The sequence below is a fragment of the Virgisporangium aurantiacum genome (genome assembly GCF_016863635.1).
Lineage (GTDB): Bacteria > Actinomycetota > Actinomycetes > Mycobacteriales > Micromonosporaceae > Virgisporangium > Virgisporangium aurantiacum.
In genome coordinates this window covers 24,515-40,248 of the sequence record NZ_BOPG01000007.1, presented here as the reverse complement: position 1 = coordinate 40,248, position 15,734 = coordinate 24,515, and the positions used below count along the sequence as shown (strand labels likewise).

Annotated in this window: 16 protein-coding genes; 8 read left to right on the top strand and 8 right to left on the bottom strand. The window is 70.1% G+C overall.

The features are described 5' to 3' along the window. Positions 1-94: 94 nt before the first annotated feature. Positions 95-691 (bottom strand): GtrA family protein, encoded by a 597-nt coding sequence (locus tag Vau01_RS05250; RefSeq protein ID WP_203987879.1) that lies wholly within the window; start codon positions 689-691, stop codon positions 95-97. Between the two features lie 97 nt (positions 692-788). Further along, entirely contained in the window at positions 789-1,442 is a 654-nt protein-coding gene (locus tag Vau01_RS05245) for a GtrA family protein (protein ID WP_239151322.1), read from the bottom strand. A 334-nt stretch (positions 1,443-1,776) separates the two neighbouring features. Here Vau01_RS05245 and Vau01_RS05240 point away from each other — a divergent pair, with 334 nt between their 5' ends. The 6 genes from Vau01_RS05240 to Vau01_RS05215 all read left to right on the top strand — a co-directional run bounded on the left by Vau01_RS05240 (position 1,777) and on the right by Vau01_RS05215 (position 8,727). After that, positions 1,777-3,615: a phosphoenolpyruvate carboxykinase (GTP) gene (locus Vau01_RS05240; RefSeq protein ID WP_203987876.1), complete on the top strand. Its 1,839-nt coding sequence runs from the start codon at positions 1,777-1,779 to the stop codon at positions 3,613-3,615. Between the two features lie 58 nt (positions 3,616-3,673). Further along, complete coding sequence (locus tag Vau01_RS05235) at positions 3,674-4,456, top strand: isoprenyl transferase (protein ID WP_239151321.1); 783 nt, start codon at positions 3,674-3,676, stop codon at positions 4,454-4,456. A 294-nt stretch (positions 4,457-4,750) separates the two neighbouring features. Beyond that, positions 4,751-6,103: an RNA 5'-3' helicase PhoH2 gene (gene phoH2 / locus Vau01_RS05230; RefSeq protein ID WP_239151320.1), complete on the top strand. Its 1,353-nt coding sequence runs from the start codon at positions 4,751-4,753 to the stop codon at positions 6,101-6,103. A 231-nt stretch (positions 6,104-6,334) separates the two neighbouring features. Then, on the top strand, positions 6,335-6,994 hold the full coding sequence (locus Vau01_RS05225; protein ID WP_203987870.1) for an aggregation-promoting factor C-terminal-like domain-containing protein: 660 nt from the start codon (positions 6,335-6,337) through the stop codon (positions 6,992-6,994). An 83-nt stretch (positions 6,995-7,077) separates the two neighbouring features. After that, on the top strand, positions 7,078-7,743 hold the full coding sequence (locus tag Vau01_RS05220) for a rhomboid family intramembrane serine protease (RefSeq protein WP_239151319.1): 666 nt from the start codon (positions 7,078-7,080) through the stop codon (positions 7,741-7,743). Positions 7,744-7,755: 12 nt separating this feature from the next. Next, a complete protein-coding gene (locus Vau01_RS05215) occupies positions 7,756-8,727 on the top strand; it encodes an NAD(P)/FAD-dependent oxidoreductase (RefSeq protein ID WP_203987867.1) in 972 nt (323 codons plus the stop codon). Between the two features lie 4 nt (positions 8,728-8,731). Here the strand turns inward: Vau01_RS05215 and Vau01_RS05210 are convergent, their stop codons facing one another. From Vau01_RS05210 to glpX, 3 genes are read right to left on the bottom strand one after another with little or no spacing between them, the layout of a single operon-like run. Next, positions 8,732-9,298: a GNAT family N-acetyltransferase gene (locus Vau01_RS05210; protein WP_203987865.1), complete on the bottom strand. Its 567-nt coding sequence runs from the start codon at positions 9,296-9,298 to the stop codon at positions 8,732-8,734. Between the two features lie 36 nt (positions 9,299-9,334). Then, positions 9,335-10,252 (bottom strand): DMT family transporter, encoded by a 918-nt coding sequence (locus tag Vau01_RS05205; protein WP_203987864.1) that lies wholly within the window; start codon positions 10,250-10,252, stop codon positions 9,335-9,337. Then, positions 10,249-11,271, bottom strand: a complete 1,023-nt coding sequence (glpX, locus tag Vau01_RS05200) for a class II fructose-bisphosphatase (protein WP_203987861.1) — start codon at positions 11,269-11,271, stop codon at positions 10,249-10,251. Before glpX ends, Vau01_RS05205 begins: the two co-directional genes overlap by 4 nt. Positions 11,272-11,360: 89 nt before the next feature. On the opposite strand from glpX, the gene Vau01_RS63180 reads away from it, so the two are divergent. Continuing rightward, the gene (locus Vau01_RS63180; RefSeq protein ID WP_239151318.1) at positions 11,361-12,116 is read left to right on the top strand and encodes a DUF4245 domain-containing protein; all 756 of its coding nucleotides are present in this window, start codon (positions 11,361-11,363) and stop codon (positions 12,114-12,116) included. On the opposite strand, the gene Vau01_RS05190 is transcribed toward Vau01_RS63180, so the two are convergent. Both Vau01_RS05190 and xseA read right to left on the bottom strand, forming a co-directional pair. Then, a complete protein-coding gene (locus Vau01_RS05190; RefSeq protein ID WP_203987859.1) occupies positions 12,097-12,291 on the bottom strand; it encodes an exodeoxyribonuclease VII small subunit in 195 nt (64 codons plus the stop codon). The two genes, Vau01_RS63180 and Vau01_RS05190, sit on opposite strands and share 20 nt — an antisense overlap. Next, on the bottom strand, positions 12,288-13,502 hold the full coding sequence (gene xseA / locus Vau01_RS05185) for an exodeoxyribonuclease VII large subunit (protein WP_203987857.1): 1,215 nt from the start codon (positions 13,500-13,502) through the stop codon (positions 12,288-12,290). Before xseA ends, Vau01_RS05190 begins: the two co-directional genes overlap by 4 nt. A 49-nt stretch (positions 13,503-13,551) precedes the next feature. Between xseA and Vau01_RS05180 the strand changes: the two genes are divergently transcribed. Then, entirely contained in the window at positions 13,552-14,541 is a 990-nt protein-coding gene (locus tag Vau01_RS05180; protein WP_203987855.1) for a 4-hydroxy-3-methylbut-2-enyl diphosphate reductase, read from the top strand. A gap of 1 nt (position 14,542) precedes the next feature. Here Vau01_RS05180 and Vau01_RS05175 read toward each other — a convergent pair whose 3' ends face one another. Continuing rightward, a complete protein-coding gene (locus Vau01_RS05175) occupies positions 14,543-15,721 on the bottom strand; it encodes a DNA recombination protein RmuC (RefSeq protein WP_203987852.1) in 1,179 nt (392 codons plus the stop codon). Positions 15,722-15,734 lie beyond the last annotated feature (13 nt).

Genomic DNA, 15,734 nt, shown 5'->3' with positions numbered 1-15,734 from the left:
GACGCGGGGGCGCCGAGGACGCGGGGGCGCCGAGGACGCGGGGGCGCCGAGGACGCGGGGGCGCCGAGGACGCGGGGGCGCCGAGGACGCGGGGTTACGGGCGTTGGTGGGCGGGTTCGCCGTCGGGGGCGGAGCGCTGCTTGACCTTCAGTTCGACTTCGAGGGGGGCGGTGAGCTGCTGGAACTCCGCCTCCTCCTCGTAGGCCTCGGCGATCGCCTCGACGGCGGTGGTGGGCGCGGCGTGGTCGGCCGGGTGCGGCCGGAACACGAGGGTGCGGTACGCCCAGAAGCGGAACACCATGCCCAGGCCGATGCCGACCATCGTGGCGGCGTTGAGCCAGAGGCGGTCGGTGGTCTCGGACAGGCCGAAGCCGTACTTCGCCACGCCGACGACACCCGACTGGATGAACGTGCCGGCGAGATTGAAGCCGACGAACAGCACCGCCTCGCGGCGCACCTGCGTCTTCGCCGAGGCGCGGTAGGTCCAGTAGCGGTGCGCGACATAGGCGAGCGCCGTGGTGATCGCGTTCGCGAGGATCGTCGCCTTCACCGCGCCCATGGTCATCGTCACGTTGAAGATGACGAAGTAGAGCACCGAGTTCGCGGCGCCGATCACGGCGAAAGCCGACACCTCGGGTACGAGTGAACGCACCCGCTGGGGCAGGACCGAAGTGACCGAGGCTGGAAGCACCTGGGCAACTGTACGTGACGATGCAAGCCGTTGCATCGCAAAGAGATTTCGATCCGGCGGCCGTTACTTCCCTTGTGTGCAAACGGTTATCGGGCCGTTACGAAGCTGTACGGAAAACGATGTTCCGGTAACTCCAGAAGCGGAAGACCGTACCGAGCGCACCGCCCACGATCTGTTTCGAGATGTTCTCGGCGAGTGGCTCGGTGAACACCGGCCAGATCGCTCCGAGTCCATACGTGCTGATCGCGAGGCAGGTCAACGCGATCAGCAGGCCGACCGCGTTGAAGATGAAGTACAGCGTGTACTCGCGGCGCAGCCCGGACCGTTCGCGATCGCGCCAGGTCCAGAAGCGGTTTCCGATGAACGCGGCGGTGGCGGCGACCGCCATGGAGATCGCCGCGCTGGTGAGTGACTCGACCCCCGCCTGGCGGAGCAAATTGAAGATTGCGACGTCAATCACAAAGGCAACCATGCCGACGGCGCCGAATTTGCCCAGTTCATGGATCAGATGGGCGAACCGGTCGTAGAGGCCGCGGAGGCCCGGCCGGGTTTCCGGCTGCTCGGCGCCGGGTGCGTGGACCGCCTCGTCGAGTTCGCTGGCCGCCTCGGCGACCTCGATCGCCGCCGACGTGCTGTCGACCGAATGTGAGGCGGCGTCGGGTTCATCGCCGCTTCCGGGCGTTGTAGTGGTCGACACGCGTACGAGCGTAGTGGGCGGGGTCGCATGCTGCCGGCCGCGGCACGCGTCCACTTTGATCTTGAGGGGTGATGGCCGGGACCGTCAAGATCACCGCGCCCACGATGCGGATCTTGAAAGCGTGCGCAGAACTGCGTGTTGCACGGGATAAACGTGCTGCTCTGCGCGTCGTACGTGAAAAGATTGACGTCTTGTGCAAATTTTCACAAGGGACGTCGGCTGCCGTCTCGTTAACGTCGGCTTACGCTGAGGCAACCCCTAAACGACCCAACTGTCGCGCCACACCCAACGGCTCGGCAGGGCTGCTGCATCCTCCCCAACGCGAACAGCATGACGGGTCCTCGGCCACCGGGTCTGCGACAGGCAAGCCGACCGCAAGGAGATGCCCATGTCCGCTCCGGCCACCGTTGCGGGGCTTGATCAAGCCCCCACCAGCCATGCCAAGTTGCTCACCTGGGTGCGCGAGGTCGCCGAACTCACCACCCCCGACTCCGTGGTCTGGTGCGACGGCTCCAGCGACGAGTGGCGACGCCTGACCGACGACCTCGTCGCCGCCGGCACGCTCGTGCGGCTCAACGAGGAGAAACGGCCCAACTCGTTCTGGGCCCGTACCGACCCCACCGACGTGGCGCGGGTCGAGGAGCGCACGTTCATCTGCTCGGTCGACGAGGCCGACGCCGGCCCGACCAACAACTGGCTGGCACCGGCCGAGATGAAACGGGTCATGACCGACCTGTACCGCGGGTCGATGCGCGGGCGGACGATGTACGTCATCCCGTTCTGCATGGGTCCGCTCGACGCGCCCGCCCCGATGTTCGGCGTCGAGATCACCGACAGCCCGTACGTCGTCACCAGCATGCGGATCATGACGCGCATGGGCACGGAAGTGCTGGCGAAGATGGGTGACGCGGCGGAGTTCGTGCCGTGCCTGCACTCCCTGGGCGCACCGCTGGAACCGGGTGAGACCGACGTCGCGTGGCCGTGCAACGAGACGAAGTACATCTCGCACTTCCCGGAGACCCGCGAGATCTGGAGCTACGGGTCGGGGTACGGCGGCAACTCGCTGCTGGGCAAGAAGTGCTACTCGCTGCGCATCGCGAGCGCCATGGCCCGCGACGAGGGCTGGCTGGCCGAGCACATGCTGATCATGAAGCTGACCTCGCCGGAGCAGAAGACCTACTACGTGGCGGCGGCGTTCCCGTCGGCCTGCGGCAAGACCAACCTGGCCATGCTGGAGCCGACCGTCCCCGGCTGGAAGGTCGAGACGCTCGGCGACGACATCGCGTGGATGCGCTTCGGCGACGACGGCCGCCTCTACGCCACCAACCCCGAGTACGGCCTGTTCGGCGTCGCGCCCGGCACCGACTGGAAGACCAACCCCAACGCGATGCGCACGCTCGCCAAGGGCAACTCGGTGTTCACCAACGTCGCGCTCACCGACGACGGCGACATCTGGTGGGAGGGCATGGGTGACCCGCCCGCGCACCTCACCGACTGGAAGGGCGAGGACTGGACGCCCGACTCGGACGAGTTGTCGAGCCACCCGAACTCGCGGTTCTGCACCCCGATCAGCCAGTGCCCGATCCTCGCGCCCGAGTACGACGACCCCAAGGGCGTGCCGATCGACGCGATCCTGTTCGGCGGCCGCCGCCGCGACACGATCCCGCTGGTCACCGAGGCCCGCGACTGGGTGCACGGCGTGTACCTGGGCGCCACGCTGTCGTCGGAGACCACCGCCGCCGCGGCCGGCAAGGTCGGCGTCGTCCGGCGCGACCCGATGGCGATGCTGCCGTTCATCGGCTACAACGCCGGCGACTACTTCGGGCACTGGATCGCCATGGGCAAGGGCGCCGGAGACGGTGCCGCCGACAAGAAGCTGCCGAAGATCTTCTACGTCAACTGGTTCCGGCGCGGCGACGACGGCCGCTTCCTGTGGCCCGGGTTCGGCGAGAACTCGCGGGTGCTCAAGTGGGTCGTCCAGCGCCTCGAAGGTCGGGCCGACGCCGTGGAGACGCCCGTGGGCATGGTGCCCGCGCCCGGCGCCCTCGACGTCGACGGTCTCGACCTCGACCCGGCCGACCTCGCGGCCGTGCTGAACGTCGACGCCGACGAGTGGCGGGCCGAAATTCCCCAGGTCACCGAGTGGTTCACCAAGTTCGGCGACAAGCTTCCCGGCGTTCTGTGGGCGGAGCTCGACGCGCTGAAGGCGCGCCTCGGCGTGGAGTAGTTGCGAAGAAACTGTGCAGACCAGCGGCTCCCGACGGGCCGCTGGCTAGCCTCGTTCCGTGAGCCTGCGCGCCCGGATCCGTGACGTCCTCTATGCCGTGTACGAGCGACGGCTGCTCGATTCCCTGAGCGGCCGGCCGCTGCCGCGTCATGTGGGCGTCATGTGCGACGGGAACCGACGCTGGGCCCGCGACCAGGGTTTCGCTGACCCCGACGACTGGTACCTGGCCGGTGCCGAGCGCACCAAGGACCTCGTGCGCTGGTGCGACGAGGCGGGCGTCGACCACGTCACCCTCTGGTTGCTGTCGACCGACAACCTGTCCCGGCCGGCCGCCGAGCTCGACCCGCTACTGCGCGTCATCGAGAACCTGGCGACCGAGCTGGCCGCAGCCGGGAACCCGTGGCGGCTGAAGATCGTCGGCGCCCTCGACCTGCTGCCCGCCGCCACCGCGGAGGTGCTCAAGACGGCGCAGGCCGACACGCTCACCCGATCGGGTGGCGCGCAGGTGAACATCGCGGTGGGCTACGGCGGCCGGCAGGAGATCACCGACGCGGTGCGCTCGCTGCTGTTCGAGCACGCCGCCAGGGGCACGTCGATCGAGGACCTGGCCGAGATCATCGACGCCGACCACATCGCGGACCATCTCTACACGCGTGGGCAGCCCGATCCCGACCTGCTCATCCGCACGAGCGGCGAGCTGCGACTCTCCGGATTCATGCTGTGGCAGAGCGCAAACTCGGAGTACTACTTCTGCGACGCCTACTGGCCCGAGTTCCGCCGCACCGACTTTCTCCGGGCGTTGCGTTCGTATGCCAACCGCCAGCGCCGATTCGGCACCTGACCTGCACCAGCGTTGCGGCTGGCCGAAGCGATTCCCAGGGGTTAGCGTCTGTGGTGCGGAGCCGGGTTTTCCGGGTCCGCCCGGCAGGCTCCGGGGTCATGATGTGCGGCTCAAGCTGTACCACGAAACGCGGGAAGCGCACCCGCCTCCCGCGCCGGGGTGCCGGTGGCAGCAAGACGTGGGCCGGGGGTGCCCGTCCGCCGGAGATGCCCTGTGACCGTTCGTCGTTCCAGCTCGCGGGGCAGCGTCCCGCAGCAGGCCTCCGCCCCGTCGTCGTCGCCGGCAACAGCGCCGGTGAAGAGGACCCGTTCCCGCGCCCGCGCGGCCGCCACCGACAGCGAGCCCGCTCCAGCCCGGCGCACGATCGTTCTCGACACGTCGGTCCTCCTGTCTGATCCGGGCGCGTTCCAGCGCTTCGACGAGCACGAAGTGGTGCTCCCCCTGGTGGTCATCTCCGAGGTGGAGGCCAAGCGCCACCATCCGGAACTCGGTTGGTTCGCGCGGCGCTCGCTGCGCTTCCTCGACGAACTGCGGGTCAAGCACCTCCGGCTCGACCAGCCGGTGCCGATCAACGAGGTGGGCGGCACGCTGCGCGTCGAGCTCAACCACGCCGATCCGTCGGCGCTGCCGTTGGGCTACCGCAACGAGACGAACGACGCGCGCATCCTCACCGTCGCGCTCGGTCTCGCGGCGGAGGGTCGTGACGTCACGCTCGTCACCAAGGACATGCCGTTGCGGGTCAAGGCCGCCGCGGTGGGCCTCCGGGCGGACGAGTACCGGCAGACGCCGGTCACCGACCCGACGTGGACCGGCATGGTCGAGGTCACGGTCACCGAGGACGACGTGAAGCAGCTGTACGCCGGTGAGGCGCTCGACGTGCCGGCGGCGTTGGACCTGCCCGTGCACACCGGCCTGGTGCTGCAGTCGAACAACGGGTCGGCACTGGGGCGGCTGGGCGTCGACAAGACGGTGCGGTTGGTGCGGACCGACCGCGACACGTTCGGGCTGCGGGGCCGCTCGGCCGAACAGCGGGTCGCCCTCGACCTGCTGCTCGACGAGACGATCGGCATCGTGTCGCTCGGCGGGAAGGCCGGCACCGGCAAGTCGGCGCTGGCCCTGTGCGCGGGCCTGGAACTGGTCATGGAGCGGCGCAAGCACAAGAAGGTCGTGGTCTTCCGCCCGCTGTACGCGGTGGGCGGCCAGGAACTCGGCTACCTGCCGGGTGACGCGGCCGAGAAGATGGCGCCGTGGGCGCAGGCCGTCTTCGACACGCTGGGCGCCGTGGTGCACGACAACGTGCTGGAGGAGGTGGCCGCCCGCGGGATGCTGGAGGTGCTTCCGCTCACCCACATCCGCGGCCGGAGCCTGCACGACGCATTCGTGATCGTCGACGAGGCGCAGTCGCTCGAACGCGGCGTGCTCCTCACTGTGCTGTCGCGCATCGGCACCGGGTCCAAGGTCGTTCTCACCCACGATGTTGCTCAGCGTGACAATCTGCGCGTGGGCCGTTACGACGGAATCGCCGCCGTCATCGAAGTGATGAAGGGGCATCCGCTTTTCGCTCACGTCACGTTGACGAGATCGGAACGCTCCGCGATCGCCGAGGTGGTCACCGATCTTCTGGAGGACGACTCGTTCTCGCCGTAAATTTCCTGTTTTCGACCATATTGATAGCGTGACATGAATCACAGAACCCTCAGGTCAACTCGCGACCTGAGGGTTCTCTACGTAATGGTGTTCGACGGATCTGCCCGCCCCTGTGGGTGGCTCCGTCGATCGGTCGGGAACTCGGTGGCCGATCTGCCCGCCGGACCCGGTCACGGTCAGTTGCCGTGCATCGGGTCCGGACGCCTTGTCCCCGACGAAGGGAACCTGTTTGTGATCCGGCTGTGGAACCGCGCCGGCCTCTACCGCTCGCTCGGTGCGCTGGTCCTCGTCGGGGGCGTCGCCGGTGGAGTCGCGGTAGCCGCCGACGGTCCTGCCCGGCAACCCGCCAGCGCCAACAACGCCGCGAACTCCCGGCCGCTCAACGTGGCCGATCTCGAGCGGCAGGACGCGGAGCGGGCCGAGGCCGAACGGGCCGCGCGGGACACCGCGCAGCGCAAGGCCGACGAGGCCGCCGTCGCGGCGGCGGAGCAGGCGAAGAAGTCGCCCAGCGCGTCGGCGTCGGGGTCCAAGAGCCCGACGGGCAAGCCCGGCGTCACCGCTCCGCCGGCACCCGCCTCGTGCAACGTCTACAGCGGCAACCGCAAGACGGGTTGCTCGATGACGCTCGCCGCCGGCTACGACCTCCAGCAGGTGGGGTGCCTGGAGAAGCTGTGGACGAAGGAGAGCCAGTGGAACGAGAAGGCTCGTAACCCCAGCTCCGGTGCGTACGGCATCGCGCAGGCGTTGCCGCCCGGCAAGATGGCCAGCGCCGGTGGCGACTACATGACCAACCCGGCGACCCAGATCAAGTGGGGCCTCGGGTACATCAAGGACCGGTACGGCAGCCCGTGTTCCGCGTGGAACCACTCGCAGAACACCGGCTGGTACTAGCGAAAACGCACAAAGCGGGGCGGACCGGAGGTCCGCCCCGCTCTGCTTTGCGGATCGCCTGACGTACTGCTAACTATCTCTACGTGACCGCGGCCGATTTCACCCAGTCCGACGCCTCCAGGTTCGGCACCGAGGCGTTCTATGCGTCGATCGGCAAGGCCTTCGTGGCCATGTGCGCGTTCGTCCCGATCCTCTTCGTGATCGAACTGGTCGACATGCAGCTCGACGGCCGGCTCGACCAGGCCGGCGGCATCCAGCCCCGCAACGCGGCCGGGCTCGACGGCATCGTGTTCGCGCCGCTGCTGCACGTCGACTACACCCACCTCGTCGGCAACAGCATCCCGCTGATCCTGATGGGCACGTTCGTCCTCGCCGCCGGCGGCAGCCGGTTCATCGCGTCGACGATCCTGATCGCGTTGGTCAGCGGCGTCGGGGTGTGGTTCTTCAGCCCGACCGACACGGTCACCGTCGGCGCCAGCGGGGTGATCTTCGGTTACCTGGCGGTGCTGTTGACGCGCGGACTGGTCGAGCACAGCTGGTGGAACATCGCGGTGGGGCTGCTGATCGCGCTGCTGTACGGCTGGTCGCTGCTCGGCGTGCTGCCCACCGACGAGCGGATCTCGTGGCAGGGGCACCTGTTCGGCTTCATCGGCGGGGCGATCGCCGCGATCATGTTCCGCCGGCGCAGCCAGGGGCCCGGATTCCTGAGCCGGTTGCGGTGGCGGAAGCGCGCGGAAGTCGAAGTGTAGAGGTGTGTCGGCATGCGTGACGTCGACCTCGCGATCGTCGGAGCCGGCCCGACCGGCCTGTTCGCCGCGTACTACGCCGGGTTCCGGGGCCTCTCGACGGTGGTGATCGACGCGCTGCCCGAGCCGGGCGGCCAGGTCACCGCGATGTACCCGGAGAAGATGATTTTCGACGTCGCCGGCTTCCCCGCCATCCGCGGCCGCGACCTGGTGACGAACCTCGTCGAGCAGGCCGCCCAGTTCAACCCCGGCTACCTGCTCGGGGTGCGGGCCGACACGATCGACCACCTCGACGGCAAGCCGGTGCTCGGGCTGTCCGACGGCACGCTGCTGAACTGCGGGTCGGTGATCATCACCGGTGGGCTGGGGAGCTTCAGCGCCCGCCCGCTGCCGTGCGCGGCCGGGTTCACCGGCACCGGCGTCTGCTACTTCGTGCCGCATCTCGACGACCTGGCCGGCCACCACGTGGTGATCGTCGGCGGGGGTGACTCGGCGTTCGACTGGGCGCTGGCGTTGCAGCCGCTGGCCCGCTCGGTGACCCTGGTGCACCGGCGCGACCGGTTCCGGGCGCACGCGTCGACGGTGGCCCGGGTACAGGCGCTGCCCGTCGAGATCATCGTCAACGCGCAGGTGGAGCGGTTGCACGGGACGGAGAGCGTCAGCGGCGTCGAGGTCACCGTGAAGGGCGACGGCGCGCCGCGGCTGCTGCCGGCCGACACGGTGGTGGCCGCGCTCGGCTTCACCGCCGACCTCGGCCCGCTCGTCGACTGGGGCCTCGACCTCGACAAGCGCCACATCAAGGTCGACTCGACCACGGCCACGAACCTGCCGCGGGTGTTCGCCGCCGGCGACATCAGCGATTACCCGGGCAAGGTGCGGCTGATCGCGGTGGGCTTCGGCGAGGCGGCCACGGCCGTGAACAACGCGGCGATCGCGATCGACCCGGCCGCGCACCTGTTCCCGGGCCACTCCTCCGACGCCGGCTGAAAGCCTAGAAGTCGACCCGCATGATCACGCGCTTGGCCGACGGCCGGGCGCGGAGCGTGAAGCCGGCGGCGGCGAACATCGCCTCGGTGCCGATGTAGGCCTCGCCGGTGGCCCGCTTCTCGCCGCCCACGTACGGGAAGCCCTCGACCGCCGTGGCGCCGTGCTCGCGGGCGACGCCGACCGCCGCGGCCAGCAACTCGGCGGCCACGCCCTTGCGGCGCTCGCCGGCCCGCACGAACAGGCACGGCAGGAACCACACCGCGCCGTCTTCGGCCGGCTCGCGGGCCTTCATCAGCGGCGACCGGAGCACCCGCGCGTAGCGCTCCCGGGGACCGGCCGCGCACCAGCCGACCGCGCGGCCGCCGGAGTACGCCACCAGCGCGATGGGCGGGCGCTCGGAGAGCTCGGCGAGCAGCCGGTCGCGGTTGGCGCGGTTGTGCCAACCGGCCGAGAACTCCTTGTTCGGCAGAACGAAGTACATGCAGCCGCAGCCGGCGACCGTGTTGTTCGCGGTGAACAGCTCCGCCACCGCGTCGTGGCAGGAGGCGTCGACCGCCCGGATCTCCACCATTCGACGGACGCTACGCCACAGGTACGACAAAAGCCCTCACCGAGCGGCGACCGCCACCGCCAGCAGCATCAACAACGCGCCGGCCACGGTGTTGGCGGCCAGGTGGTCGCCGCTGGCCGGGACGATCACGTCGAACGCCAGCGACGCGAGCACCTGCCCGGCGATCGACCCGAGCCCGAGCATCAGGACCCCGACCGTGCGTACGACCACCACCGAGGCGAGCACGAACAGGATGCCGAGCAGGCCGCCGGTGTAGAGCCACCACTCCGCGGGCCACCGGGACGGCAACCCGCGCAGCGGCCCCAGCACCGAGTAGACGATCACGAGCGTCAGGAAGCCCATCGAGAAGTTCAGAAACGTGGCGGTCTGCGCGCCCGCGGCCGCCTGCACGCGTCCGTTCATCGCCTGTTGCCACGCGACGGCCACGCCGCCAACGGCCGGCAGCGCAGCGAGTCCCAAAGCCCCTGGCGAACCGACCCGGTCGGCGACCGCGACCACCACCGCGACCACCGCGAGCGCCGCCGCCACCAGCCGGGTGGCCGTCACCGGCCGCGGGCCACCCGGACCGAGGCCGGCGCGGTCGACCAGCAGGCTGCTGCCGACCTGCCCGGAGATCGCCGCGACCGTGAACACGGCCAGGCCGATCATCGACACCGTGAGACCCTGCATCGCCACGAAGTAGCCGCCGCTCACCCCGCCGACGCACTGCCACCAGCGCAGCTTGTGGACGCTCAGCGCGTCACCGAGCGCTTTGACCCCGCGACGGCCGGCGGGCAGCGCGATCGCCGCCGCCGCGAGCACGACGAACCCCGACCCGAACGACACGAGCGCGGCGGCGACCCCGTCGCCGAGCCGGCTGCCCAGCTCACCGTTGATCCGCGACTGCGAGGCCAGCGAGACCCCGCCGAGGAGCGCGAGGGCGAGGCCCGCGGTGCGCTTTGTGCTCGCGCTCAAACCTCGAGGGGACCGCCGTCGAAGTTGACGCTCGAGTACAGCGCCAGCTTCTCCAGCCGGTGGAACGAGTCGATGACCCGGATCGTGCCGCTCTTCGACCGCATGACGATCGACTGCGTGTACGCGCCACCCGACCGGTAGCGGACGCCGCGCAGCAGGTCGCCGCTGGTGACGCCGGTGGCGCAGAAGAACATGTTGTCGCCGCGCACCAGCTCGTCGGTGGCGAGAACGCGGTCGAGGTCGTGGCCGGCGGCCAGCGCCTTCTCGCGCTCGGCGGCGTCGCGCGGCCAGAGCTTGGTCTGGATGGCGCCACCCATGCACTTCAGCGCGCACGCCGAGACGATGCCCTCGGGCGTGCCGCCGATGCCCATCAGCACGTCGACGTCGCTGGTCTCGCGGGCCGCGCTGATCGAGCCGGCGATGTCGCCGTCGGAGATGAACTGGATGCGGGCGCCGGTGCCGCGCACCTCCTTGATCAGGTCGGCGTGCCGCGGCCGGTCGAGGATGCATACGGTGACGTCGGAGATGCTCGACCGCTTGACCTTCGCGATCCGGCGCAGGTTCTCGACCACGCCCGCGTCGATGTCGATGACGTCGGCGCAGTCGGGCCCGACGGCGAGCTTCTCCATGTAGAAGACCGCGGACGGGTCGAACATCGTGCCGCGTTCGGCCACCGCCAGTACGGCGAGGGCGTTCGGCATGCCCTTGCTCATCAGCGTGGTGCCGTCGATCGGGTCGACCGCGACGTCGACCTCGGGACCGGTGCCGTCGCCGACCTCCTCGCCGTTGAACAGCATCGGCGCGTTGTCCTTCTCGCCCTCGCCGATGACCACGACGCCCTTCATCGGCACCGAGTTGATCAGTCGCCGCATCGCGTCGACGGCCGCCCCGTCGCCGCCCTCCTTGTCGCCCCGGCCCACCCACCGCCCGGCGGCCATCGCGGCGGCCTCGGTGACCCGGACCAGGTCGAGAGCCAGGTTGCGGTCGAGATCCTGCGGATTGCGAACGGGGCTGGCCATCCGCTCATTTTTCCACGTCAGCGCGTTGAACGGTCGTTCGGGTGGGGGTCGGCTTGCGACCGTTGCGGCCATACACCGAAGATGGCCTCGTGACTTCGAGCCCTGGGCCCGATGAGTCCGGTCGGCACGCACCGCGGCGCCCCGACTCCACCGACCCTGATCTGGCGCCGCTGCCGCCTGTTTCCGCAGACGGTCCGCTGCCGAACTACGGCGAGCCCGCGGCGGTCGCGACCGCCGACGATCCCGTCGACGACGACGACCTTGACGACGGCGCCCGGGAGGTCGAGGAGACCGGGCTGCTGAACCCGCACGAGCCGGCCGCCACGGCGGTGGCCCAGCGGTTGGGCCGGCGCCCACGCGACATGGTCATCTCGATCGGCGTGCTGCTCGTCGTGGTGTTCACGCTGTTCGGCCTGTACCGGTGCCTGGGCGGCGACGGGACGGCGACGGTCGACGCCGGCCCGGCGTACGAGGAGGCGCGCGACGCCAAGGAGTTCCCGGTACTGGAGCCGACGGGGCTGTCGGACGACTGGAAGTCGGTCAGCGCCGACTACCAGCCGCACTCGGGCGGCGCGACGCTGCGCGTCGGCTGGCGCAGCCCCGACGACGGCGCGCTCCAGCTGATCGAGAGCGACATCCTTCCGGCGACGCTGATCACCCGCGAGCTCGGCCCCGACGCGGCATCCACCGGCGCGTCGGTCGAGGAGGGTGGCCGGCAGTGGCAGGTCTACAACGCCCGCAACGGCGAGACGGCGTACGTGTACCAGGACGCCGAGCGCACGGTGATCGTCACCGGCAAGGCCAAGGAAGCGGAGATGCGGGAGTTCATCCGCTCGCTGAAGTAGGGCCGTCCAACCTGGCGCGGGCGGCGTCGAGCCAGCGCTGGCAGATCGCGGCGAGCTCCTCGCCGCGTTCCCACAGCGCGAGCGACTGCTCCAGCGTCGCCCCGCCGGCCTCCAGCTTCTCGACCACGCCGGCCAGCTCGGTGCGGGCCTCTTCGTAGGTCAGCTCCGTCGTCATGCGTCCTCCTCGGAGACGGTCGCGTGGATCTCGCCGCCGGCCAGCCTGATCCGCAGCGGATCGCCGGCGGCGACCTCCGCCGGCGCGCGCACGACGGAGCCGTCGGCCCGCTGCACGATCGCGTAGCCGCGCTGCATCGTCGCGGCGGGGGAGAGGGCACGCAGCCGGGCCGTCGTGTGGTTCAGGCCGTCGTCGGCGCGGTCGAGCCGGTGACGCAGGCAGCGCGCGGCCCGGTCGCGCAGGTTCGCGACGTCGGTCTGGTGCTGGTCGAGCATCGCGTGCGGCTTGGCCAGTGACGGCCGGCTCCGTATTCCGTCCAGTCGATGTTGTTCCCGGTCGATCGTGTGCTTGAGAGCGCGCCGCAGCCGGTAGCGGGCCTGGTCGATCAGCCTGAGTTCGTCGCGCAGGTCGGGCACGAGGCGCTTCGCGGCGTCGGTGGGCGTCGACGCGCGGGCGTCGGCCACGTAGTCGACCAGCGGCGTGTCCTCCTCGTGGCCGACCGCCGACACGACCGGCGTGCGGCAGGCGAACACCGCCCGGCACAGCGCCTCGTCGGAGAACGGCAGCAGGTCTTCGGTGGAGCCGCCGCCCCGGGCGAGCACGATCACGTCGATCGTGTCGTCGGCGTCGAGCAGGCGCAGCGCGTTGATCATCTCGGGCACGGCGGTGGCGCCCTGCACGGCGACGTTGATCACCCGGAAGTCGATGGCCGGCCAGCGGCGGCGGGCGTTGGTGAGCACGTCGCGCTCGGCGGCGCTGGCCCGCCCGGTGACCAGCCCGATGCGGCGGGGGAGGAACGGCGGCCGCCGCTTGCGCGTCGGGTCGAACAGCCCTTCGGCGGCGAGATGCTTCTTCAGCTGCTCGATGCGGGCGAGCAGCTCGCCGATGCCGACCTGGCGGATCTCGTCGGCGCGCAGGCTGAGCGTGCCGCGGCCGGGGTAGAAGTCGGGCTTGGCGTGGGCGACGATGCGTGCGCCGTTGTCGAGGTTCGGCGCGCCGGAGTCGAGCACGTCGCGGTTCGTCGTGAGGGTCAGGCTGAGATCGGCGGACGGGTCACGCAGCGTGATGAACACCGTGCTGGTGCCCGGGCGGCGGGTGATCTGCGCCACCTGCCCGTCGACCCAGACCCAGCCGAGGCGGCCGATCCAGGCGCCGATCTTCTGGCTGACAACGCGAACCGGCCACGGTTCCTCAGCGGTCGCTTCAGCCACGCGTCCACCCTATCTTTGTGATCTTGAAGGCCGCCCACCGGCCGGTACCATGGCGGGCGTGACTTCTCCCAAGCGTGTGCTGCTCGCCAAGCCCCGTGGCTACTGTGCCGGGGTCGACCGGGCCGTTCAGACGGTCGAGAAGGCGCTCGAGCTGTACGGGCCGCCGGTGTACGTGCGCAAGGAGATCGTGCACAACAAGCACGTGGTCAACACGCTGCGGAACCGCGGCGCGATCTTCGTGGACGAGAACGAAGAGGTGCCCGAGGGCTCCATCGTCGTGTTCTCGGCGCACGGCGTGGCACCCGAGGTGCACGAGCAGGCGAAGGCGCGCTCGCTGAAGGCGATCGACGCCACCTGTCCGCTGGTGACGAAGGTGCACGTGGAGGCCCGCCGGTTCGCGGCCGACGACTACGACATTCTGCTCATCGGGCACGAGGGGCACGAAGAGGTCGTCGGCACCACCGGCGAGGCGCCGGCGCACATCCAACTCGTCGACGGGCCCGACAGCGTCGACAAGGTGCAGGTGCGCGACCCGAGCAAGGTCGTGTGGCTCTCGCAGACGACGCTCTCGGTCGACGAGACGATGCAGACCGTGCACAAGCTCAAGCAGCGGCTGCCGCTGCTGCAGTCGCCGCCCAGCGACGACATCTGCTACGCCACCCAGAACCGCCAGCAGGTGGTGAAGGAGATCGCACCCGAGTGCGACGTGATGCTCGTGGTCGGCTCGAAGAACTCGTCGAACTCGGTGCGCATGGTCGAGGTGGCGATCGCCGCCGGTGCCCGGGCCGGCCACCTGATCGACTTCGCCCACGAGATCGACGAGGCGTGGGTGGCTGGCGCCCAGACCGTCGGCGTGAGCTCCGGCGCCTCGGTTCCCGAGGAACTGGTGATGGAGGTGCTCGACTGGCTGGTCGAGCGCGGCTTCACCGACGTGTCGGAGGTGACCACGGCGCAGGAGCGGTTGACGTTCTCGCTGCCGCAGGAGCTCAAGCGCGACATGAAGGCCGCGGAGGCGGCCCGCGCGGCGGCCCAGGCTTGATCTAGTACGCCGGCGGGTCACCGAGCAACGCCTCGTACTCGCTGTCGACCAGTTCGGGTGCCTGCAACGCCCGCGGTGCCACCTCCACCTGTTCGGGCGTGGTCAGCTCGGTGCTCGACACACCGAGATCGGCCAGCCGCCTGGCGCTGACCAGCACCCGCGCCTCCAACGAGCCGATCGCCTTGTTGTACGCCGTGACCGACGCGCCCAGCGACGTGCCGACCTTCGCGAGATGGTCGCCCATCGTCGACAGGCGCCCGTAGAGCTCGCGGGCCAGCGCGTGCACCGAGATCGCGTTGCGGGCCAGCGCCTCCTGCCGCCACGCGTAGGCCACCGTGCGCAGCAGCGCCACCAGGGTCGACGGCGTGGCCAGCACGACGTTGCGGGCGAACGCGTACTCGAGCAGCGTGGGCTCGCGCTTGATCGCGGCGTCGAGGAACGGATCGGCGGGGATGAACAGCACCACGAACTCGGGCGACGGCTCGAACGCCACCCAGTAGTTCTTGGCCGACAACTGGTCGACGTGCGCCCGGAGCTGGCGGGCGTGCTGCAGCAGGTGGTGGTCGCGCCGGATGTCGTCGTCGGCCTCCATCGCGGCGAGGTAGCCCTCGAACGGCACCTTCGCGTCGACGACCACCTGGCGCCCGCCGTGCAGCCGCACCACCAGATCGGGCCGGACACCGCCGGCATCGGTGACGCCGCTGACCTGCTCGGAGAAGTCGCAGTGCTCGAGCATGCCGGCGGCCTCGACGATGCGGCGCAACTGGTGCTCGCCCCACCGCCCGCGCACCTGCGGCGCGCGCAGGGCCGCGACGAGCTGGCTGGTTTCGACCCGGAGTTGACCGGACACCTCCGACATCGCCCGCACCTGCTCGCGGAGCGACTCGTAGGCACCCACCCGGTCGCGCTCGAGCTGGCCGACGCGCTGCTCGTACCGGGCCAGCACGTCGTGCAGCGGCGCCACCGCCTCGGCGACCGCGGCCTGGGACTGCTCGGTGGCCTCGTAGGTGAGCGTGCGCAGGGACTGTTCCAGCCGGGCCTCCCCCTCGCGGGTGGCCTGCAACGTGGCATCGAGCCGGGCGATCTCGGAACTGGCCCGCGACCGGGCCGCGAACCACCCGAGCGCGACACCGATCGCGATACCGACGAACAGCAACAGAACGTCCACGATCAACAGCATGCCGGTCGGGTAC